Below are 20,598 nucleotides of genomic sequence, written 5' to 3'. Positions count from 1 at the left end.
TAGGAGCGAACTTGTTCGCGAGGCGGTGTGTCAGGTTCGACGCCCCGCGAACAAGTTCGCTCTTACCGACGTTCAAATGAATTTGGTTAGCGTAGGGAGCAATTCCATGCAGCATGAAAACCCGGCACGAGGCATCAACATGTCGGCCCTGGGGCGCAACAAGTCCGGCCTGCATCTGGCCGACGAAACCGTGGCTATCGAAGTGCCGGGTCTGAACCTGTTTTATGGTGACAAGCAGGCGCTGTTCGATGTCAGCCTGAATATTCCGAAGCAGCGTGTGACGGCCTTCATTGGTCCGTCCGGCTGCGGCAAGTCGACATTGTTGCGTACGTTCAACCGCATGAACGACCTGGTCGATGGTTGCAGCGTAAAAGGCGCAATCAATTTGTACGGCCACGATATCTACACCAAAGGTGAAGACGTCGCCGAATTGCGCCGTCGTGTCGGCATGGTGTTTCAGAAGCCCAACCCGTTCCCCAAGACCATCTACGAAAACGTGGTGTATGGCTTGCGGATCCAGGGCATCAACAAAAAGCGCGTACTCGATGAAGCTGTCGAGTGGGCACTCAAGGCCGCAGCGTTGTGGGACGAGGTCAAAGACCGTCTGCATGAGTCAGCGCTGGGGCTTTCCGGCGGTCAGCAGCAACGTCTGGTGATCGCCCGGACCATCGCCGTGGAGCCGGAAGTCCTGCTGCTCGACGAACCCTGTTCAGCGCTCGATCCAATTTCGACGTTGAAAGTTGAAGAGCTGATCTACGAACTGAAATCCAAATACACCATTGTGATCGTTACTCACAACATGCAGCAGGCGGCACGGGTTTCGGATTACACCGCGTTTATGTACATGGGCAAACTGGTCGAGTTCGGTGACACGGACACGATGTTCACCAACCCGGCTAAAAAACAGACTGAAGATTACATCACCGGTCGTTACGGCTAGGTCCTGCTCAAACCCTGAAGCACCGCTGCGTTTTCGCACTTAACCGGACGTTCCAAGGACACCAAGCATGATTCATAAAGACAGCCTCACGCATCACATCTCCCAACAGTTCAACGCTGAGCTTGAAGAAGTACGCAGCCATCTGCTCGAGATGGGCGGTTTGGTCGAGAAGCAGGTCAACGATGCCGTGACTGCCTTGATCGAAGCGGACTCCGGTCTGGCCCAGCGCGTTCGTGAAGTCGACGACCGCATCAACCAGATGGAGCGCAACATCGATGAAGAATGCCTGCGCATACTGGCGCGTCGTCAGCCGGCGGCTTCCGACCTGCGTTTGATCATCAGCATTTCCAAGTCGGTGATCGACCTGGAACGCATCGGTGATGAATCGACCAAGATCGCTCGTCGTGCCATTCAGTTGTGCGAGGAAGGCGAATCGCCGCGTGGTTACGTCGAAGTGCGTCATATCGGCGATCAGGTGCGCAACATGGTTCGCGATGCTCTGGATTCGTTTGCCCGCTTCGACGCCGAGCTGGCGTTGTCCGTGGCGCAGTACGACAAAATCATCGACCGCGAATACAAGACGGCCCTGCGCGAGCTGGCGACCTACATGATGGAGGATCCGCGTTCGATCTCCCGCGTACTCAATGTGATCTGGGTCCTGCGTTCGCTGGAACGTATCGGCGACCACGCGCGGAATATTTCCGAGCTGGTCATCTACCTGGTGCGCGGAACCGACGTGCGGCACATGGGCCTCAAGCGCATGAAAGAAGAGGTGCACGGGATCACTAGCGAAAGCGCTAATGTTCCGGACAAATCTGACGATAAGTAAGATTGCCTGCGAAAAAACGCCCAGCTCGCAGCTGGGCGTTTTTGTTCTCGGGTTTAAGAACTTCCAGCCGCCCGCGAATTAAATGTCCTGGCGCCGTCAAACAGGTTGGCCTTTGGCCATCAGCCAGCGCTATGCTTGCCGAAATATAGGGTGTGTTCAGCATCAACGCGGTTCGCCAGCAGTGGCGACACACCCGCAGGAGCGTCGATGAGTAAGATCAGTGTTTTGATTGTGGATGACGCGACTTTCATTCGCGATTTGGTTAAGAAAGGTCTGCGCAATTATTTTCCCGGTATTCACACCGAGGACGCCGTCAACGGTCGCAAGGCTCAGGTCACCCTGAACCGCGAAGAGTTCGACCTGATCCTGTGCGACTGGGAAATGCCGGAGATGTCTGGCCTTGAGCTGCTGACCTGGTGCCGCGAACAGGACAATTACCTGAAAACCGTTCCCTTCATCATGGTCACCAGCCGTGGTGACAAAGAGAACGTGGTTCAGGCGATTCAGGCCGGGGTGACCGATTTTGTCGGCAAACCCTTCACCAACGAACAACTGCTGACCAAGGTCAAGAAAGCCCTGGCCAAAGTCGGCAAGCTCGAAGCTGTGATGTCCACCGCTCCGTCGCGCATGAACTCGCCGCTCAATGACTCGCTCAGCGCGCTGACTGGCGGCAAGGCTGAGGTCGTTCGTCCTGCGGCCAGCCCGGCAGTAACTTCTGCACCTGGTTTTGGCGGCGGTCTTGCCAAGGCCCCACCGGTACCGCAGCAAATAGCAGCAAAAGAGCCGGCAGGGCGTGGTCAGGGCCAATTGCGCCTGCCCAGCGGCAATCACAGCAGTGTGATCAAGGCGCTGACCCTCAAGGAAGCGTTGCTGGTGGTCCGCCGTAGCGAAAGCCTGCCACAGATCCTTGAGCAGGCTGTGCTCGATCTGGAGCAAGGCGAGAGCAACGAAGTGGCGCGGCTCAACGGTTATCTGCACGCCATCGTGGCCTTCGAGCAGAAGCCCGACAGCGAGTGGCTGCAAGTAACCTTCCGCTTCACCGATCAGGATGCCCAGAAACTGGATTACATTTCCCGCCTGATCGCCCGCGGCACTGCACAGAAGCACTTCTCACCGGGTGCTTGATTGCCTGTGATCCTGTAGGAGTGAGCTCATTCGGGAAAGAGGTGTGTCATTCAGTGATGCTTTACTGGACTGGCCTCTTCGCGAATGAATTCGCTCCCACTGGATTTGAGGTGACGCTCACGCGCATCTGGCGCGGTTTCCTTGACGTCCACTCTATTGCCGATTGATACAGCTGAGTCCTCATTTGCAGGAATCGCTGTTAGGCTTGCCTCATCTTCTTTACAACCCAGACCCATCCCATGCTTGAGCGCTTACTCATCCTGTGTGCTCTGTTGCTGGCTGCGCAATCGGCCGGGGCGGTGACGATCTATAAATTCACCGATGCCAACGGCGTGGTCTCGTTTACCGACCGCCCCACACCGGGTGCCGCCGTGGTGGTGTTCAAGGATCGGATGGTCGAGCACATCGAGCGTCAGGTGCATCTGAGCACTAAGCGAGACAAAGGCGTGGATAGCCTCTATGTCCGCAACGATCTGTATGCGCCGGTTGAGGTCGAGCTGAAAATCAGCGGCGGGAAGAACGTTCTTGGCGTCGCCGATCAGACAATTCGTCGCACGATACCTGCGCGTGGCAATGAGCGGGTCACGGTCCTGAGTCCCAAAGTCGGCGGCAAGCCGATGAGCTACAAAACCAGCCTGCGCTCAATCGTCGGTGATCCGCAGCGCACGAGTCTGGCGTATCGCTATCCATTGCCGTGGGTGGGCGGGCCGTTTCGCTTGAGTCAGGGGCCAAACGGCAAATACAGCCATTTCGGAGCCAAAGGCCGCTACGCCATGGACATCGCCATGCCCGAAGGCACGCCAATTATTGCGGCACGAGGTGGTGTGGTCGTCAAAATCGAAAACGACCAGACCGGCAAAGGCTCAAACCCTTCCGGCAACTTCGTGCGAATCCTGCATGACGACGGCACCATGGGCGTTTACCTGCACCTGATGCGTGGCTCGGTCAGCGTCAAGGAAGGACAGCACGTCATCGTAGGCAGCGCATTGGCGCGCTCCGGCAACACCGGCAACAGCAGCGGACCGCACCTGCACTTCGTCGTCCAGCGCAACGTGGGCCTGGCGCTGGAGTCCATCCCCTACGAGTTTGCACAGCCGGTGCAAAGCCTGCCTAATTTTGCGGTGGGTGGGAATTGAGAGAGTCAGCATGATCTCTGTAGGAGCTGCCGAAGGCTGCGAATGCGGTGCGTAAGGGACACTGTTTCGCAGCCCGCGGTAGCTCTTACATGAGTGTATCAACCAATCTTGAACACCTTTGCCGCGCGATTTTTTGGGTTTCTCACGACCTTATAAAGGCCTGCGCCATATAGTCTTGCTCCCGCTGTGAAAGCCCCAGGGCTTGAGCAACAGTCCTCCAATGGCTGACTGCGTAGGTGCACGCTTCAATGATCTTTTCAGCACGGCCCCGGCCAATCCGAAAATAACCAGCCACTTCTCGGGTGAGTTCAAGATCCAGCGCATTATCGTGCTGGGTGATATTGAGCTTCAGGCCGTCCCCATGGGGCACCGGGTTCAAGTCGTAAGCCTCGGAAAGACTCCAGCCATTACCGGGCTGAAGGATAAATCCGTGATTGCGAAGGTGATCGTCAGTGTTCGATACCAGAATGCTGAACACTATGCGCGTCCACAGCTCTTCCAGATCCCGGTCTGGATTGCTGCCGTGACGCATCAAAACTTCGCCCAACTCCATGTAGCTGACACCACTTCCTGCGTCGTCACCGTCAACGTGACCGGTAAGTGTCATTGCGGATGCAAAATGGAGGCGGCCGTTGTTGGCAGTGCGGTCGAAGCGTTTGACCATGAAACAGTGGTCCTTGCTCGCATAGCGTTTAGCTGTCGCTGAGGCGACTCTCAATCCACATGCTTTCGCAAGGGCATTGACCACCAGTTCCCAACCACCTACATCGTAGGTGTCGCGGGTGGATGGGAATTTGGCAATCCAAAGGTGTCCCTCATTATCGGCAACGCTTGCTTTTGGCCGGGCACCGCCGAGCGAGCCACCTGGTGCTATCAGCATACGGAGCCATTCGCGGCCGTCTGCTGCACGGTTGTCTGGGTCGTTCTCGAGTGCACGGCTGGCGCGTTCGAGTGCTCGCAGCTCAACAAAGGGGGGGGCTGCTACATCATTTTGATCGTCAAGAAAGTTGCCTTCGTCATTGAGTCGATAACGAAGTGCTCCGACCCGGTATAGGTCGTGTACACCCAATAAATAGTCAGATTCGTCCAGGCGATCATCAGGTGAAGCAAAGCCTTCACGTTTATCGCGCTCCAGGCGACGCTTCATAAGCATTCGCCCCCAGCGGTCAGGGCTAGAGTCGCCGAATGCTCCAAACATGTCTCGACCGTTGGCTGGGTATTGGGCACCCATAAAGGGGCCAATCTCGGGATCGATCCGGACGTTGCTCAAGGCGCGATCTTTCAACGCTGCCGGGTCGTTTTCGTACTCGAATTTTTCGCTTTGCCGTGTCTTTCGAACATGCAGCCAGCCAAGGCGTTTGGGCCCCGATAAGCCCACCCAGTCGGCATAAACCCCAATCATTGTGCTCATTTTTTATCAGCCCTTCGCCGAGGCGGTATAAGGGCTGCAAGTGAATCACTACTGATTGATCCATCGTCGTTCTGGTCTGCAACTGGATATGACGTCGGCGTTTCGGCTGCCTTGGCATTGGAAATCCTGGTGCGCTTGATCGATGCTTGCGCCCCGTTTTTATTGACCCGCGACGTCTTTTTTTGGGATGGAAGAAGTTCTGAGTCCTGCAAATGCCGCCCAAGCTCATCCTCGGCAGCCAGTTTGCTGAGGTCCTTTTCAAGCCCCAGGATCTGCATGACTGCGAGGTAGGCGCCGATAGTGCTGCCGGATGAACCGCGTTCGAGTGCCCTAAGCGTCATCTGGGACATCCCGGCTCTCTCGGCTGCCTGTTTAGCGGTAATTTTACGTCGCAAGCGGGCAAGTTTGAGCCGCTCGCCAAGATCGGCAAGCAGTCGTTCGGTTGCAGGGAAAAGTGGAGCGGTCTTCATTGCCATGCAAGTATTCTTTCACTACGTTTAGGCTGATGAAAGAATACTAGCACTTTTTAAGATTTTGACTGAAAGGTGCAAGTATTTTGGCTGTATAAGCTTCAATCCACCAATTCAGTTGCACTCAGGCGTCATGTAAGTGAGGTATCAATCAATCTTGACCACCTTGGCCAACACGATTTTCGGACCTTTCATCTTTTTGATGATGATTCGCAGCCCTTCGAACTCCATGACTTCCTCGACTTCCGGTACCCGTTTGAGGGTTTCGTAGATCAGGCCTGCCAAGGTTTCGGCTTCCACGTGGTCCAGATCAATGCCGAGCAGGCGTTCGACCTTGAACAGTGGAGTATCGCCGCGCACCAGCAGTTTGCCCGGCTGATAAGCGAGGATGCCGCGTTCGACCTTGCGGTGTTCGTCCTGAATGTCGCCGACCAGCACTTCGAGCACGTCTTCCATGGTCAGGTAGCCGATGATCTTGCCGTCGGCTTCTTCCACCAGCGCAAAGTGCGCTCCACCCTGACGGAACTGCTCAAGCAGGCGCGACAGCGGCATGTGCTTGGACACTCGCTCAAGCGGACGCGTCAGTTCGGCCAGATTGAAGGATTCCGGGATGTGGTCCAGCGCCGCCAGTTCCAGCAGCAAATCTTTGATGTGCAACAGACCGACAAACTCGCCACGATCAGCGTCGTATACCGGATAGCGGCTGAACTTGTGACGGCGGAACAGCGCGAGAATTTCTTTGAGCGGCGCGTTGAAATCAAGCGTCACCAGGTCTTCCCGGGAGTTGGCCCAGTCGACCACTTCCAGTTCGCCCATCTCCACGGCGGACGCGAGTACTCGCATACCCTGATCGCTAGGATCCTGGCCACGGCTGGAGTGCAGAATCAGTTTCAGCTCTTCACGACTGTAGCTGTGTTCGTGATGTGGACCAGGCTCGCCTTGGCCTGCAATGCGCAGAATCGCGTTGGCGCTGGCGTTCAGCAGGTAAATGGCCGGGTACATCGCCCAGTAGAACAGGTACAGCGGCACCGCCGTCCACAGCGACAACAGTTCCGGTTTGCGGATCGCCCAGGACTTGGGGGCCAGCTCGCCGATCACGATGTGCAAGTAGGAGATGATGAAGAAGGCGGTAAAGAACGACACGCCCTTGATCACTTCCGGCGAGTCCACGCCCATGGCTGCCAGCAGCGGCTCCAGCAAGTGCGCGAACGCTGGCTCACCGACCCAGCCCAACCCCAGCGAGGCCAGGGTAATACCCAGCTGGCAAGCGGAGAGATAAGCGTCAAGTTGACTGTGAACAGTGCGCAGGATGTGTCCGCGCCAGCCGTTTTTTTCTGCAATGGCTTCAACCTTGGTTGAGCGCAGCTTGACCATGGCGAACTCTGCCGCAACGAAAAAGCCGTTGAGCAGGACCAGAACCATTGCGAAGAGAATCATGCCGAAGTCGGCGAACAGTGAAGCGAGGTTAAAACCAGGGGAAGGGTCCATGATGGAGTTTTACGGGTTCCGTTTTAGCGAGAGAGGTTATTGCTGCACCGATATTGGGTGCACAAGAGCCGCAATGTAGCGGCTCAATGCCTGCTTGCCTAGTGGCGGAGGTGTCGCAGGCTAGGCTTGGGCCAGCTGGATCGGTGGAAAATGGCAGGTAAACACGCTGCCTTTGCCTGGCACGCTGTTGATTTCCAGTGTTCCCCGATGGCGCAACAGCACATGTTTGACGATGGCCAGGCCCAGTCCCGTTCCGCCGGTATTGGAGGCGCGGCTGGAGTCCACGCGGTAGAAGCGTTCTGTCAGGCGAGGCAAATGCTTGGTTTCGATACCGATCCCCGAATCCTGCACGCTCAGATGCGCGCCACGCTCATCGGCCCACCAGCGAATCTGGATTTTACCTTCGGCGGGGGTGTACTTCACGGCGTTGAAAATCAGGTTGGAAAACGCGCTGCGCAGTTCGGTATCGCTGCCCTTTAGTAGCGTATCGGTTTCGATGTTCAGGTCGATCTGCTGATTCTTGTTGCCAGACAACGCCTGCGCATCACTGGTGATGGTCTTGAGTAACGTGCTGACGACGATCGGGTGATTATCCGACGGATAGTCTGTCGCTTCGAGTTTGGCCAACAGCAACAGGTCGTTGAGCAGCGTCTGCATGCGCCCGCCTTGCTGATGCATTTGTTGCAAGGCGCGCACCCAGCGCGGGTTCACTTCCTCGACGTTATCCAGCAAGGTTTCCAGATAACCGAAAATAACCGTCAGCGGCGTGCGCAGTTCGTGGGAAACGTTTGCGACGAAATCCTTGCGCATCTGTTCCAGCTGATGAATACGCGTGACGTCGCGCACCAGCATCAGGTGCTCGTTGTTGCCGTAGCGGGTGATGAGCAACTGAATGCGCAACCGGTCATTGGTCGGCGAGGGGATTTCCAGCGGTTCGGCAAAACTGTCCTGCTCGAAGTACTCCTTGAAGCGCGGGTGACGCACCAGATTGGTCACTGGCTGGCCGCTGTCTTGTGGGGTTTTGAGGCCCATCAGGGTTTCAGCGGCGCGGTTCCACCACTCCAGGTTGCCCTCGCTGTCGAGCATGATCACCGCGTCCTTAAGGGCGGCGGTGGATTCCTGCACTCGGTCGATCACCGCTTGCAGCCGACCGCGTACACGCTGATCACGACGTTGCAGGTGATAGATGCTGTCGAAGACTTCGCCCCACAAACCGTAACCATCAGGCGGCGGTTCGTCGGTCTGGTGGTTACTGAGCCATTCGTGCAGGCGTAAGAGTTGTTTGAGGGTCCAGGCCAGATACAGCCCCAGACCGATGGCCAGACTCCAGCCATATTCGCCGCTGATCAGCCCGACCACGAGGCAGGCCGTCACCAGCAACAGCATGTGGCGGATCAGGGTGCCATGCCAATTTTGATTCAATTAAACGTACATCCATGTCGAGCGCATACCGGGCGGTTGCGCTGCCTGTTTGCGGCTATCTGTTCAAGCTGTCGGTTTACGAACAGGTCATCAGCTCTTAGTAGAAAAGCGATAGCCCGTGCCGCGCACGGTTTGTACCAGATTTTCATACGCATCACCGAGCGCTTTGCGCAGGCGACGAATGTGCACATCAACGGTACGCTCTTCGACATAAACATTGCCTCCCCAGACTTGATCCAGCAATTGGCCGCGAGTGTAGGCGCGCTCCTGGTGGGTCATGAAGAACTGCAGCAAACGGTATTCAGTCGGGCCCATCTCGGCAGGTTTGCCATCGATGGTCACGCGGTGGCTGATCGGGTCGAGCAGCAGACCGCCCACTTCGATAGGCGCTTCGCCATCGGTAGGCCCTGCACGGCGCAGCACAGCCTTGAGGCGTGCGACCAGTTCGCGAGGTGAAAACGGCTTGGTGATGTAATCGTCAGCGCCGACCTCAAGACCCTGGATCTTGTTGTCCTCTTCGCCCTTGGCGGTCAGCATGATGATCGGGATATCCCCGGTCAGCTCATCACGCTTCAGGCGTCGGGCCAGTTCGATGCCGGATGTGCCGGGCAGCATCCAGTCGAGCAGGATCAAGTCCGGCTTGCGGTCTACGATGATGGCATGGGCTTGCTGAGAGTTCTCTGCTTCCATGCAGTCATAGCCGGCCATTTCCAATGCAACGGCGATCATTTCGCGAATAGGCGCTTCGTCGTCAACGATCAGAATGCTCCTGCCAACCATGCTTGAACCTCTTGTCATTTAACTGTCTTGGGGCGCATTAGATAACGGAATTATTGCAGTCGTGTGACAGTCACGGTAGGGGCTAGCATGCCATGTTATTTAAGGACTAATGTGCAGTCTTGTCCGACAACGGTTTCCACATAAGAAAAGGATCTACCGATGCTCAAGATTTCATCGACATTCATGGGCTTGATAGCGGCTGCGGCAATCGCGTCTTCCAGTCTGGTTATGGCTGCTGAGCCTGGCATGACAGGGGACAACGGCTACCTCACCGACCACAGCGGTAAAACGCTCTATACCTTCGATAAGGACTCAGTTGGCAAGTCCGCGTGTAACGACACATGCGCAATCAACTGGCCGCCACTGGAGGCTAAAGCCAACACCGCAGCGTCCGGCAAATGGACTCAGATCAAGCGCGACGACGGTAAATTACAGTGGGCCTATGGCGGCAAGCCGCTGTACTTCTACAAAGATGACAAGAAAGTCGGTGACGTCACTGGCGATGGCAAAGGCGGCGCCTGGCACATCGTCAAACCTTGACCTGATGAACTTTCTGTAGGAGCTGCCGGAGGCTGCGAATTGCGGTGTGATTGAAACATTGCTTCGCAGCCTCCGGCAGCTCCTACAGGCCTCGCGTTAATTCAACGCGTAATCCGCAACAATCCCGATAAAGATCGCCAGACCAGCCCAATGGTTATGCAAGAACGCCTTGAAACAGGCGTCACGGTCGCGATTGCGGGTTGACCAGAACTCCCAGGCGAAACATCCCGCTGCCACCAGCAGACCCAGGTAGAAAAACATTCCCAATTCAAAGCGCGCACCGGCCAGTAGCAGGCAGCCCAGCGCCAACCCTTGCAGCGTCAGAATGATGATCCGGTCAGCATCGCCAAACAGCACGGCAGTGGATTTCACCCCGATCTTCAGATCGTCTTCCCGGTCGACCATCGCGTAATAAGTGTCGTAAGCCACCGTCCACAGCAGATTGGCGATGTACAGCAGCCACGCGGCGGCGGGCAGACTGCCGGTTTCGGCGGTGAACGCCATCGGCATCCCCCAGGAAAACGCCGCGCCCAGCACCACTTGCGGGTAATAGGTGTAACGCTTCATGAATGGATAACAGGCTGCCAATGCCAGCCCGCCGAATGACAGCCAGATGGTTGTCGGATTAGTCAGCAGCACCAGCAGGAAACTCACCAGCACCAATACTGCAAACAGGACCAACGCTTCTTTTGAACTGACCTTGCCACTGACCAGCGGGCGCTGTTCGGTGCGTTTGACGTGACCATCGACCTTGCGGTCGGCGAAGTCATTGATCACGCAGCCCGCCGCACGCATCAGGAACACACCCACCACAAAAATCGCGATATTAAGCAGCGACGGCGAACCCTTGCCAGCAATCCACAGTGCCCAAAGCGTCGGCCACAGTAATAGATAAATACCAATCGGCTTATCAACACGCATCAGCTGGATGAAGTCCCAGATGCGCGGATTCAGGCGATTAAGGGATTTGAGTAGCGTCAGGTACATCAGCAATGCTCCACGGTGCGAATCGTCTGCCAGAGCGTCGGCAGGAAGACTTCGGCTACCAGTATTTTCAGAGGGCCGCGGCTAAAGCACGAGCGTCGTCCCCATAAGCCTTCGGCGGCATCTGCTACGGGCAGCCATGCCGCTGGATAACGACAGACCTGCAGCGAGCCGCGATCAAATTCCGGATCACAGAACAACAACTCGCCCAGCGAGCGCGTGCCCAGTTCATCCATGTGCAGGCCGCTTTCCTGTAGCGCGCTACGTGCGGCAACGCTGCGGGCGAATACCCACTTCTCGCCATGCCCGCGCAAATAGACCTCGCGCACCCAGCCAACGCTTTGTTCAGGCAGATCCAGCGCAACACACTCATCGTCGCGCAGCGCTTGCCAGCCTTCGACGAGCGGCGTGACACTGAAATGGTCGGAAGACAATGCGGTCAGACGGCGGGTCAATGAGTCCCGATGAAACAGCCATGCTTGAACCAACGGTTCGGCGGTGGCCTCAAGCGACTCGCGCTCAAGCCAGTTCACGGCGAGGGAAGGGGGATTTTGCTCAGTCACGGCAAGCATTTTTCAGGCTGATCGAGGCCGCGAGCTTAGCATGATTGCCCCCTCCGGCCGACGACCGGTAACGCCCTGTAGTGATCACCGGGGTTGCATGTCAGCGTCGCGATCAGTACAAAACGCCCTGAGTTTGGCGCAAGCGTGGCACCTCACGACCACGTACGCCCCAATTAGCCTGAAAACATGAGAGATAACGATGAAAAAGTGGCAATGCATTGTCTGTGGCCTGATCTACAACGAAGCCGACGGCTGGCCGGATGACGGCATTGCGCCGGGCACTCTATGGCAGGACGTACCCGAAGATTGGCTATGCCCGGACTGCGGCGTAGGCAAAATGGATTTCGAAATGATCGAAATCGGCTGATCCGGTTTTTTAATCTCTGGTCTGGAAGTACGTATGAACGCACCTGTTGTGATTGTTGGCACTGGCCTGGCGGGCTACAACCTCGCTCGGGAATTTCGCAAGCTCGATGGCGAAACGCCGCTGCTGCTGATCACCGCTGATGACGGACGCTCCTACTCCAAACCGATGCTCTCCACCGGCTTTGGCAAGAACAAGGAAGCCGATGGCCTGAGCATGGCTGAACCCGGTGCGATGGCCGACCAACTCAAGGCCGAAGTGCGAACCCACACCCGCATCAGCGGCATCGATCCAGGGCACAAACGCCTGTGGATTGGCGAGGAGGCGGTTTACTACCGCGACCTGATCCTCGCCTGGGGTGCCGAAACCATTCGGGTACCCGTTGAGGGTGACGCCAGCGACGCCGTATTCCCGATCAATGACCTTGAGGATTACGCCCGTTTTCGCGCGGCAGCAGCGGGTAAGCGTCGGGTACTGATTCTCGGCGCCGGTCTTATCGGCTGCGAGTTCGCCAATGACCTGATTCTGGGTGGCTACGAAGTTGACCTGGTGGCACCTTGCGAGCAAGTGATGCCGACCTTGCTGCCTCCTGCCGCCGCAGCTGCGGTGCGTGCAGGTCTCGAAAGCCTCGGCGCGCGTTTTCACCTCGGGCCGCTGATGACACGCTTGCAACGCAGTGCTGATGGACTTGAAGCGCACCTGTCCGATGGGCAAGTCATTCAGTGCGATGTGGTGGTGTCCGCCATCGGCTTGCGCCCACGAGTCGATCTCGCTGCGGCGGCAGGCCTGCAGATTGGTCGCGGCATCATCGTGGACAGGGAGCTGAAAACCTCCCATGCCAATATCTATGCGCTAGGCGACTGTGCCGAAGTCGACGGTTTGAATTTGCTGTACGTCATGCCGCTGATGAGCTGCGCCCGCGCCTTGGCCCAAACCCTTGCGGGTACGCCGACGGCCGTTAAATACGGCCCTATGCCGATTACCGTAAAAACCCCGGTATGCCCCCTCGTTGTGTCGCCGCCGCCCCGTGGCATAGAAGCTATCTGGAGCGTTGAGGGCGAGGGCGCTGACATCAAGGCTCTGTGCCACGACTCTGCTGGCAACCTCTTGGGCTACGCGCTGACCGGAGCCGCCGTGATGGAAAAACTCGCTCTGAATAAGGCGCTTCCCGCCCTGTTGGCATAAATACTGGCCGTTCTGTCGGATAAGCCACATTTTTGGCCCTATATAGGCCATTCGTCCACTGGCGTCCGCCAGAACAGCATGCCATCCTCATTCCCGTCTGCCGCAACGTAGAGCCGTTGCGTCACCTGACTACCGTTCTGCATGAGCGGCGCGGGACATAAAAACAAAAATCCGTATAAGAGGCTTCATATGCGTAAACCAGAACTAGCGGCCGCCATTGCTGAAAAGGCGGACTTGACCAAAGAGCAAGCCAATCGCGTTCTCAATGCAGTACTGGAAGAAATCACCGGTGCGCTGCATCGCAAAGACAGCGTCACCCTGGTCGGCTTCGGCACCTTCCTGCAACGCCATCGCGGTGCCCGCACTGGCAAAAATCCACAAACCGGCGAGCCGGTGAAGATCAAGGCCAGCAACACGGTCGCCTTCAAGCCGGGTAAATTCCTGAAAGACAGCGTCAACCCCTAGTCATCGGCTGTACGCCTTCGCGGGAGGCGAGCAGTGAAAAAACGGGCACACCAACATGCGTTGGGTGCCCGTTTTTTGTTGTGTTGTCATTCATGCCACGCGCTGTCTGCCGTCTCAGAACTTGTAGCCAAGCCCCACCATGTAGACGAACGGATCCACGTCGACATTCACCTTCGCCCGAACCCCAAGGTTGGTGTTGCTGACATAAGCGTCGGTTTCAATATCGATGTAACGCATCTGCGCATTGATCATCAGGCGATCAGTGAGCATGTAGTCCGCGCCGACTTGGGCTGCCCAACCCCATGAGTTGCTGGCGTGAAAGTTATCGAACCCGGCAGCACTCGCGCTGCTGCCTACGCTCTCGTCGTAGATCCAGGTGTAGTTGATCCCGGCGCCCACATAGGGTTGAAAGGCTGACTTATTGTCCAGCGGGTAGTAAATCAGGCTCAGCGTCGGCGGCAGATGCTTGAGTGAGCCAAGCTTGCCGTCTGCAATGCCGCCGGAAGTGCCTTTGATCGTCACGTCATGTTCAAACGGCGTCGCCGCCAGCAGTTCGATACCCAAATGATTGGTGATCATATAAGCGAAGTTCAGACCCAACTGGGTATCGCTGTTCATGCCCGCTTTACCGCCCAGATCCGTACCCGCCAGACCTCCACGGTCCACACGCACGCTTGAACTGCTTTCTCGCGGGTCGACCGTCACTGCACCGGCCCGGACAATAATATCCCCGGCCTCATAGGCTTGGGCCGTAGACGCTGCCAGGGTGAATATCAGCACCGGCGTGCCGAGAAGGGTCAATCTGCGCATACATCACTCCACTATTCATTCGAACAACGACCAGCCGCTGCGGGCTGCGTCAAGGAAGTCCGAGTATCAGGAAGTGACGACGTGTGAACGTCTGCCGGATGGCATAGTATCTGCGCGAACAGGCCCGTTAATGCGTTACCAGGTTTGTCCCAGAGCTTCAGCGCCGAGAACTTGAGCCACAAAAACCGGTCTTAGCGCTGTGCCAAATTTGCACCTCTTTTGGAAAACCTAGTGATGACTAGTAAGTCCGCTTTCTTGAATTCCCCCCTTTCGTTCGCAGCATTGTTGATCGGTGTCCTCGCTGTCTCGCAGGCTCATGCCGCCGACGATGCAAGCGCCAATGCCGCGGCCCCCCAAAGCAGCACCGTTGCCAGCCGCACTGAGTCCGCGGACGTCGATTCTTCGCGCGACCTTGAGTCAGCCTTGATCAGCGTGCAGCAACTGCAGGAAGACTCCCGCCAGAACGCCAGCGAACTGAACGCCCTCAAGGAAACCGTAAAAGCCCAAAGCCGTTTGATCGAAGAGCTCAAACGCAACAACGGCACCACCACCCAACCCAGCACCGCCGATGTAGCCGACCTCAAAAGCAAGATGGACGAGCAAAGCCGCACCATCAGCAAACTCCAAAGCCAGCTGACCGACATGCAGCGCAACTCGGGTACGAACGGCACCTCAAGCTCCAGCGAGATCAGTAGCCTCCAGCAGGACATTACTAACTTGCGCAGTAGCGTGGGGAGGTTGGAGAGTTTGGTGAGTAGTTTGAGTAGTAAGGTCAAATAATATAAGCGCGCAGCTTTTCGCTGCGCCGGGAGAAGTTACAAACGTAGCGATATTGGGTTCAAAGCGTTATAAATTAAAATTAGAGGCTGGGACCCCAAGTGGCGTTGTTGTAGGGTCCTTTAGTCATACTGCCGGCGGCCAAAAATTTATCGTTTCAGTCTTTTCTATTTCTGAAACTCCGGTAATCCAGCGTCAATGAATATATCCTTAAGAGGATCAGGCGTTTGTTCTGTTATGACTTCTGAGCCTATGTATCGGTAATTGCAGAGATATACAATATTATCAGGAGTTATAGGCATTTCAAGTTTGTGCTTCGTGAAACAGCCGAGAAAATCTTCCCTGCTTACTCGAAAAATTTTCTTACCTGTATCAGGATATAAGTTCAGCATCTTTATTATTGCTGGGCTCAACTCACCTTCAGATCTTAGACGAAATTTCGTTCTTATCATTTGGCTCCACTCACTGGCTTTGTAGTGCCGATAAGAGAGCCCCTCAAATACACGCATCATACCCCAGTCGGAGGTTTCTAAGCTTGCGTAAATTCCATTCAATGCTCGATCTAGATCCGTGTAGGACTTCCAATCCGCTTGGCATTTATAGCGCATGTCATGTTCAACCTCATGCCATCCTTCGGACAAGATAGTTCTAATTTGTACTTCAAATGTCGTGTCGATAAGGTCATAGCTGGATATAAGGGTACTTTGTTGCGTAAGTTTTTCAGGAAGTTTGAAAATCAAATTGCATCGAGTAGCAGAAAAAACAGACCCTGCAGGGTTGTCTATCGTAGAGGATGCTTCATCATATTCGAAAATTCTTTTTAAAACTTGGATTGCGATTGATTGATCGTCTGGAAAATAAAGAGCAACCCTTACGCCAAACGCATCTTGGACTTTTTTGCCGTCGGCGGAGTATTTTCCGATCTCGCGATTTAGCTTTTTTTCAAGTGAATGAGTGGATTTTGCTCGCGAAAAAACTCTACATAATAACCCGAGCCTATCTAATTCCGATTCAATCGCTGTCTGTAGCTTATCCGCGATATTTTTATCTGGCGAATGCTGCATTAGGAACGCCCCAACATTGCTTTAATTTCTGCTACAAACTCTAAGTTAAGCTCCAGTACGCTATTTTTATCACCGTTTGTGATGATTCCTTGACGGCGTAATGTTGAGATAGCTTCTAGAATTTTATCTTGAGGTATCGTTCCTGTGTTTGAGCAAACGATGCGTATTGGCCGATGTTTGTGTAATGTATTTCGTCCTCGCGGCCAAAATTTTTCCAAGACAAATAGTTCTGCATCCGAAATTCTTTTGGTGATGTCCTCTATGTTTCCATTCGTTCCTTGAAGTGCCTCAAGGAAGCTCTCGGTGTCTGAAAAACAGCCCAAGGCATGAATTTTACTTGAGATATCTCCATGGGTGACGCCGCAGTTATAGAATCGGCAGTTGGCAAACGAAACGCTAATTATGCCGCCGGTGCAGAAGGTTACATTTGTAAACTTGCAATTAATAAATAAGAAGTTTTCAATTTTTGCCGTTCTTCCCATCGTTAAGTCTTGTAGCTCTATACCTTCGACAGAGTCATTTTCCAATTCAATATCTAGACTGCCAGTGAGTATGGAAGTGTATAAAACCTTTTCTGTGGCAGGTAGGAACTCGAATGAAAACTGTAAAGCTCTCCATAGTAATAGCTTGGTTTCGGCATCTCTCGGGATCGTTGCTATCACTGATGGCTCGATGAATCTCTCTCCACCAACCCATTCGTTGGAGATATCATCAATAATAATTTCTGCACAAAAGTTACCTAGTACGAACTCATTCACAAATCCGATTCCCTGAGTATCCTCGTTGCTTTTATCTAGAAGTGCGTGCCCTGCAAGTTTTGTTACTAGTTCGCCTAGAGAGGGCTTTTCTTCGATCGGATACTGCCTGCGTGCGTTGTCTAAAATATCAGGGTGAGACTTCAGAATCAGATCAGATATGTACTCTTTCGACTCTGCGGTATAGTTATTGTGGATCATGTCGTTCGCAATTGTTTTGAGTACTCTGTACTGGTCAGTAGGCAGCACTCTGAGGTCTTGTCGTTTTCTTTCACGCTCCAGCATCGAAGAAAAATATTTTTCTACAATACCGTTGGGTGTGCGAATTACTTCTTCAAATTCTGAGTTGGTTATGCATCTCAAATATGCAAGAAGTACAGGATTGTTTAAGCGTTCAATCGGAAATTGCATGCGAGATAATTCGGCAAGCCGAATGGGCGGAATCCAGTCCTGAATTGTAGGTTCGCTAATTCGTATTCTAAAAACTTCGAAGTCTTGATTGTGCCTATCAACCCATGAGTGAAACTCATCACCGTCAAAAATAGCAGTTCTGCGGGTAGTCAAAATCACTTTTGCAGATTTTTTTAGCAATTCGCCAATTGTTTCAAGCATTGGCTCAGTTGCATCGTAGTCATCCGTATCCTGGTTAGCCTTGCTTTGCGGTAGGAGTTCATCAAATCCATCTAGAATTACAGGGACGTTACCATTTTGAATTTGCGCTCTGACTAGGCCTGATCTTAGGTTGGGAAAGCTGCGGTCTATCTCATCAAGTAGGACGTATCTAAAAATTTTTGCTTGACGGTTTCTAGATAACTCGCTGAAGAGCGGAACCATCGCGTCAGTTTGTGTGACGATCTCTTTAAGTAGTTCGTAAGCAGCACATGTTTTTCCGAATCCAGCTGCGGCTTCTATTAGAAAAAGAGTAGGCTTATCGATCGAAAGGCGGCTGTATATTTCTTGAACAACTGTCTGCTCTCCCTGCCGATCGTTTATAAGGTAATGAGAGTTTATATATTGGTATGTGCCGTCGTCAGAGTGAGCTTTTGCAATTGCATCTACATATCTTTCATATTCTCGTTTCAACTTGGAGCGAGTAGAGTCGACAGAGAAAAAACCTTTGAAAAGTGTACTTTCTATATCGGTTGTAGTTTGATACTCGCGAATTCTGCATGCATAGCCAGAACGCTTGAACTGGCTGAAAACCTTCTCTTCGTCTCCTCGCTCGGAGACTTTGACTATGTCTGCGTTATGAAAATGTCCTGAGCGATACGTAAATACATGAATGTCAGGCTCGTTACTTTTGGCTTCTTCGAACCCGTACTGTTTATAGATTTTCTTGAGTTCAGTTGTGTCAATCATGGAGGCACCACGACACTAAAAGTAAAGATCCTATCCTAATGCATGGCTTCGCGCCACCAATATGACATCAAGATACTTTTACTCAAACAAGCCACTTTTTATACTGGAAAGGAGGCTGACGTATAGGCTTATGAAGCTTCCGAGCTCAACGTGTCGTAGCCGGACATCCTTTTTAAGTCCCACTGCTGTGATTGCTCCACGAATGTAGCCTTCCCGGCCGATTCTCTGTCAGTTTCGCGTCTTAGAGTTTTCTCACGACTAGATGGCTTCAGTGAGTTTCAAAAATCTAGACTTGAGGTCTAGTATCGAAATCATCAGAAAAATCTGTAGGATACGTCTCTATTATCAGCTTTCTCCGCACCTGACCTTGTCTTCAGTTGATCCCAGTTCTTCACGAGGCTACCCTTCGTGAGTCGCTGAAATCAGCGAACGGGTTTAGCAGCCCACAATACGTTAGGTGCATTGCGCCTCTATAAACCGGGTTTTTTCTCCGGGAATTTATGGTGGCCGTGTTCAGGGCATCTTCGGATGCGCCGGTTTCCTAACGTACCGGTCTGCTAACCTGCTCATGGCCGCCACCTTCCGTTTAGCAGCGGCTCCTTGGCGGTTTCACTAAACGTTAGGGATTGTAATCATGGTCAAAATTACGCCGGATCCACCACCTCAGCACGCTTTGCATCCTGAGCGAATCAGCGACGAAGCTGCTGCTCAGTTAGCGCAAGAGCATTGGGGTGCAAACTCGCCTGATGGGAAGAAACTAATCGTAGATATGCCGCAATGCCTATTTACAGTCAGCCCAGATCTATCTGCAGAGGAAGCGCTCACTACTGCCTGCGAATTACTCCAAAGCGTGATCGCCACCAGCTATGAAACTGCCGAAAACCTGAATGGTTCGCGCAGAAAGCTAGCTCTCGCTGCTGTGCATCTTGCTGAAATGGCACACACACTGGTTGACTCAGTGCTTGAGAAGAAGTGCAGCGTATAAGGCGCTTCTAGGTTTACAGCTCTGGCTCAATCAGCAGCATTCGCTAATGCATATCGGATGCTACTCTCGAAAACGTCGCCTTCAAGGGCGGCGTTTTTATGTGTCATTCAACGTCATGTTGACTTGCACACCTTCCGCTGTCGGCTCATTTATGCCGCTGTGTCGGGCGCGCAGTTAATGGCGCGTAGTCGCTGATCGGTGCTCTCATCGAAAGCTATCAGTCAGCCGGGCTATTGCCCGCGTAAGCAATCCCTCCTGGACCGCTGCTTCATCGAACGCTTAGGCATCGGGCAATTGTCTCTTTTGGGTTGACAGTAAAACCCCTTTCAGCCGATTTATCCTTTATTCGAAGACCATTAATCTGGCCTCACATTGAACGACGCCACTAATTACTTACCTACTTCGATAAAGGATTCCGCCATGACTAACGCCACTTACAACCGCCTGAACAAAGACGACGCCGTAGTTCTGCTGGTCGACCACCAGACTGGTTTGATCTCGCTAGTGCAGGACTTCACGCCGAACGAGTTCAAGAACAACGTGCTGGCCTTGGCTGATGTAGCCAAATTTTTCGAACTGCCAACCATCCTGACCACCAGCTTCGAACAAGGTCCGAATGGCCCGCTGGTCCCAGAGTTGAAAGAGATGTTCCCGGACGCGCCATACATCGCTCGCCCTGGTCAGATCAATGCTTGGGACAACGAAGACTTCGTTAAAGCGATCAAGGCGACTGGCCGTAAGCAATTGATCATTGCCGGTGTGGTGACGGATGTTTGCGTAGCGTTCCCGACGCTGTCGGCACTGGCTGAAGGTTTTGATGTGTTTGTGGTGACTGACTCTTCCGGCACGTTTAATACAACCGTGCAGCAAGCCTCATGGAACCGCATGACTCAAGCGGGCGCACAGATGATGAACTGGTTCTCGGTGGCTTGTGAGCTGCAACGTGACTGGCGCAACGATATCGAAGGTTTGGGTAACCTGCTTTCCCAGCGCATCCCGAACTATCGTAACTTGATGAACAGCTACTCGGCGCTGACGGCTCGTTGAATTGAGTGGTAGTGAGCAACAGACAAAGCCCGCTTTTTAGCGGGCTTTTTTGCTTGCGGTGGCTCGCGGCTAAAGCCGCTCCTACGGGAGGGGGGCTGA

21 protein-coding genes are annotated in these 20,598 nt (G+C 54.0%); 11 read left to right on the top strand and 10 right to left on the bottom strand.

Annotation, left to right across the window (positions count from 1 at the left end; translation table 11 throughout):
- The first annotated feature begins 106 nt into the window (after positions 1-106).
- From pstB to K3169_RS28845, 4 genes are all read left to right on the top strand, one after another.
- Positions 107-940: a phosphate ABC transporter ATP-binding protein PstB gene (pstB, locus tag K3169_RS28860; RefSeq protein ID WP_027901941.1), complete on the top strand. Its 834-nt coding sequence runs from the start codon at positions 107-109 to the stop codon at positions 938-940.
- A 67-nt stretch (positions 941-1,007) separates the two neighbouring features.
- Positions 1,008-1,769 (top strand): phosphate signaling complex protein PhoU, encoded by a 762-nt coding sequence (gene phoU / locus K3169_RS28855; RefSeq protein ID WP_122396678.1) that lies wholly within the window; start codon positions 1,008-1,010, stop codon positions 1,767-1,769.
- Positions 1,770-1,976: 207 nt separating this feature from the next.
- Positions 1,977-2,894 (top strand): response regulator, encoded by a 918-nt coding sequence (locus K3169_RS28850; protein WP_027901939.1) that lies wholly within the window; start codon positions 1,977-1,979, stop codon positions 2,892-2,894.
- Positions 2,895-3,133: 239 nt separating this feature from the next.
- Complete coding sequence (locus K3169_RS28845; protein WP_231674926.1) at positions 3,134-4,030, top strand: peptidoglycan DD-metalloendopeptidase family protein; 897 nt, start codon at positions 3,134-3,136, stop codon at positions 4,028-4,030.
- 142 nt (positions 4,031-4,172) lie between these two features.
- Here K3169_RS28845 and K3169_RS28840 read toward each other — a convergent pair whose 3' ends face one another.
- The 5 genes from K3169_RS28840 to phoB form a co-directional block, all read right to left on the bottom strand.
- Positions 4,173-5,441, bottom strand: a complete 1,269-nt coding sequence (locus tag K3169_RS28840) for a type II toxin-antitoxin system HipA family toxin (protein WP_231665586.1) — start codon at positions 5,439-5,441, stop codon at positions 4,173-4,175.
- Positions 5,438-5,917, bottom strand: a complete 480-nt coding sequence (locus K3169_RS28835; protein WP_231665587.1) for a helix-turn-helix domain-containing protein — start codon at positions 5,915-5,917, stop codon at positions 5,438-5,440. The genes K3169_RS28840 and K3169_RS28835 overlap by 4 nt, the downstream gene beginning before the upstream one ends.
- 141 nt (positions 5,918-6,058) lie before the next feature.
- Positions 6,059-7,399, bottom strand: coding sequence for a hemolysin family protein (locus K3169_RS28830; protein WP_027901506.1), 1,341 nt, complete (start codon positions 7,397-7,399; stop codon positions 6,059-6,061).
- A gap of 120 nt (positions 7,400-7,519) precedes the next feature.
- The gene (phoR, locus tag K3169_RS28825; protein WP_231665609.1) at positions 7,520-8,785 is read right to left on the bottom strand and encodes a phosphate regulon sensor histidine kinase PhoR; all 1,266 of its coding nucleotides are present in this window, start codon (positions 8,783-8,785) and stop codon (positions 7,520-7,522) included.
- A gap of 126 nt (positions 8,786-8,911) precedes the next feature.
- A complete protein-coding gene (gene phoB / locus K3169_RS28820; protein WP_027901508.1) occupies positions 8,912-9,601 on the bottom strand; it encodes a phosphate regulon transcriptional regulator PhoB in 690 nt (229 codons plus the stop codon).
- A gap of 183 nt (positions 9,602-9,784) precedes the next feature.
- Between phoB and K3169_RS28815 the strand changes: the two genes are divergently transcribed.
- Positions 9,785-10,141, top strand: a complete 357-nt coding sequence (locus K3169_RS28815; protein WP_406643713.1) for a hypothetical protein — start codon at positions 9,785-9,787, stop codon at positions 10,139-10,141.
- A gap of 96 nt (positions 10,142-10,237) precedes the next feature.
- Here K3169_RS28815 and ubiA read toward each other — a convergent pair whose 3' ends face one another.
- Positions 10,238-11,128, bottom strand: a complete 891-nt coding sequence (gene ubiA / locus K3169_RS28810; protein WP_231665588.1) for a 4-hydroxybenzoate octaprenyltransferase — start codon at positions 11,126-11,128, stop codon at positions 10,238-10,240.
- Positions 11,128-11,697, bottom strand: a complete 570-nt coding sequence (locus tag K3169_RS28805) for a chorismate--pyruvate lyase family protein (RefSeq protein WP_099270095.1) — start codon at positions 11,695-11,697, stop codon at positions 11,128-11,130. Before K3169_RS28805 ends, ubiA begins: the two co-directional genes overlap by 1 nt.
- A 190-nt stretch (positions 11,698-11,887) precedes the next feature.
- Between K3169_RS28805 and K3169_RS28800 the strand changes: the two genes are divergently transcribed.
- The 3 genes from K3169_RS28800 to K3169_RS28790 all read left to right on the top strand — a co-directional run bounded on the left by K3169_RS28800 (position 11,888) and on the right by K3169_RS28790 (position 13,702).
- Positions 11,888-12,055: a rubredoxin gene (locus K3169_RS28800; RefSeq protein WP_002555879.1), complete on the top strand. Its 168-nt coding sequence runs from the start codon at positions 11,888-11,890 to the stop codon at positions 12,053-12,055.
- Positions 12,056-12,088: 33 nt separating this feature from the next.
- The gene (locus tag K3169_RS28795) at positions 12,089-13,237 is read left to right on the top strand and encodes an NAD(P)/FAD-dependent oxidoreductase (RefSeq protein WP_255878124.1); all 1,149 of its coding nucleotides are present in this window, start codon (positions 12,089-12,091) and stop codon (positions 13,235-13,237) included.
- 189 nt (positions 13,238-13,426) lie between these two features.
- On the top strand, positions 13,427-13,702 hold the full coding sequence (locus K3169_RS28790; RefSeq protein ID WP_003177201.1) for an HU family DNA-binding protein: 276 nt from the start codon (positions 13,427-13,429) through the stop codon (positions 13,700-13,702).
- Positions 13,703-13,816: 114 nt separating this feature from the next.
- Here the strand turns inward: K3169_RS28790 and K3169_RS28785 are convergent, their stop codons facing one another.
- A complete protein-coding gene (locus tag K3169_RS28785; RefSeq protein WP_099270093.1) occupies positions 13,817-14,512 on the bottom strand; it encodes an OmpW/AlkL family protein in 696 nt (231 codons plus the stop codon).
- 234 nt (positions 14,513-14,746) lie between these two features.
- Here K3169_RS28785 and K3169_RS28780 point away from each other — a divergent pair, with 234 nt between their 5' ends.
- Positions 14,747-15,292: a hypothetical protein gene (locus K3169_RS28780; RefSeq protein WP_263269256.1), complete on the top strand. Its 546-nt coding sequence runs from the start codon at positions 14,747-14,749 to the stop codon at positions 15,290-15,292.
- Positions 15,293-15,456: 164 nt separating this feature from the next.
- Here the strand turns inward: K3169_RS28780 and K3169_RS28775 are convergent, their stop codons facing one another.
- Together K3169_RS28775 and K3169_RS28770 are read right to left on the bottom strand one after the other, a co-directional pair.
- Positions 15,457-16,353 carry a hypothetical protein gene (locus K3169_RS28775; protein WP_263269254.1) on the bottom strand — a complete coding sequence of 299 codons (897 nt, stop codon included), beginning with the start codon at positions 16,351-16,353 and terminating at the stop codon, positions 15,457-15,459.
- Positions 16,353-18,467, bottom strand: a complete 2,115-nt coding sequence (locus K3169_RS28770) for an NACHT domain-containing protein (RefSeq protein ID WP_263269252.1) — start codon at positions 18,465-18,467, stop codon at positions 16,353-16,355. The genes K3169_RS28775 and K3169_RS28770 overlap by 1 nt, the downstream gene beginning before the upstream one ends.
- 634 nt (positions 18,468-19,101) lie before the next feature.
- Here K3169_RS28770 and K3169_RS28765 point away from each other — a divergent pair.
- Together K3169_RS28765 and ycaC are read left to right on the top strand one after the other, a co-directional pair.
- Positions 19,102-19,452: a DUF3077 domain-containing protein gene (locus K3169_RS28765; RefSeq protein ID WP_263269251.1), complete on the top strand. Its 351-nt coding sequence runs from the start codon at positions 19,102-19,104 to the stop codon at positions 19,450-19,452.
- A gap of 420 nt (positions 19,453-19,872) precedes the next feature.
- Positions 19,873-20,499 (top strand): isochorismate family cysteine hydrolase YcaC, encoded by a 627-nt coding sequence (gene ycaC / locus K3169_RS28760; RefSeq protein ID WP_027901532.1) that lies wholly within the window; start codon positions 19,873-19,875, stop codon positions 20,497-20,499.
- The last annotated feature ends 99 nt before the right edge of the window (positions 20,500-20,598 follow it).

It is taken from the genome of Pseudomonas phytophila (assembly GCF_025643095.1).
Classification (GTDB): Bacteria; Pseudomonadota; Gammaproteobacteria; order Pseudomonadales; family Pseudomonadaceae; genus Aquipseudomonas; species Aquipseudomonas quasicaspiana.
Note: the sequence above shows the minus strand (reverse complement) of the source record. Positions and strands in the feature narration are given on the sequence as shown.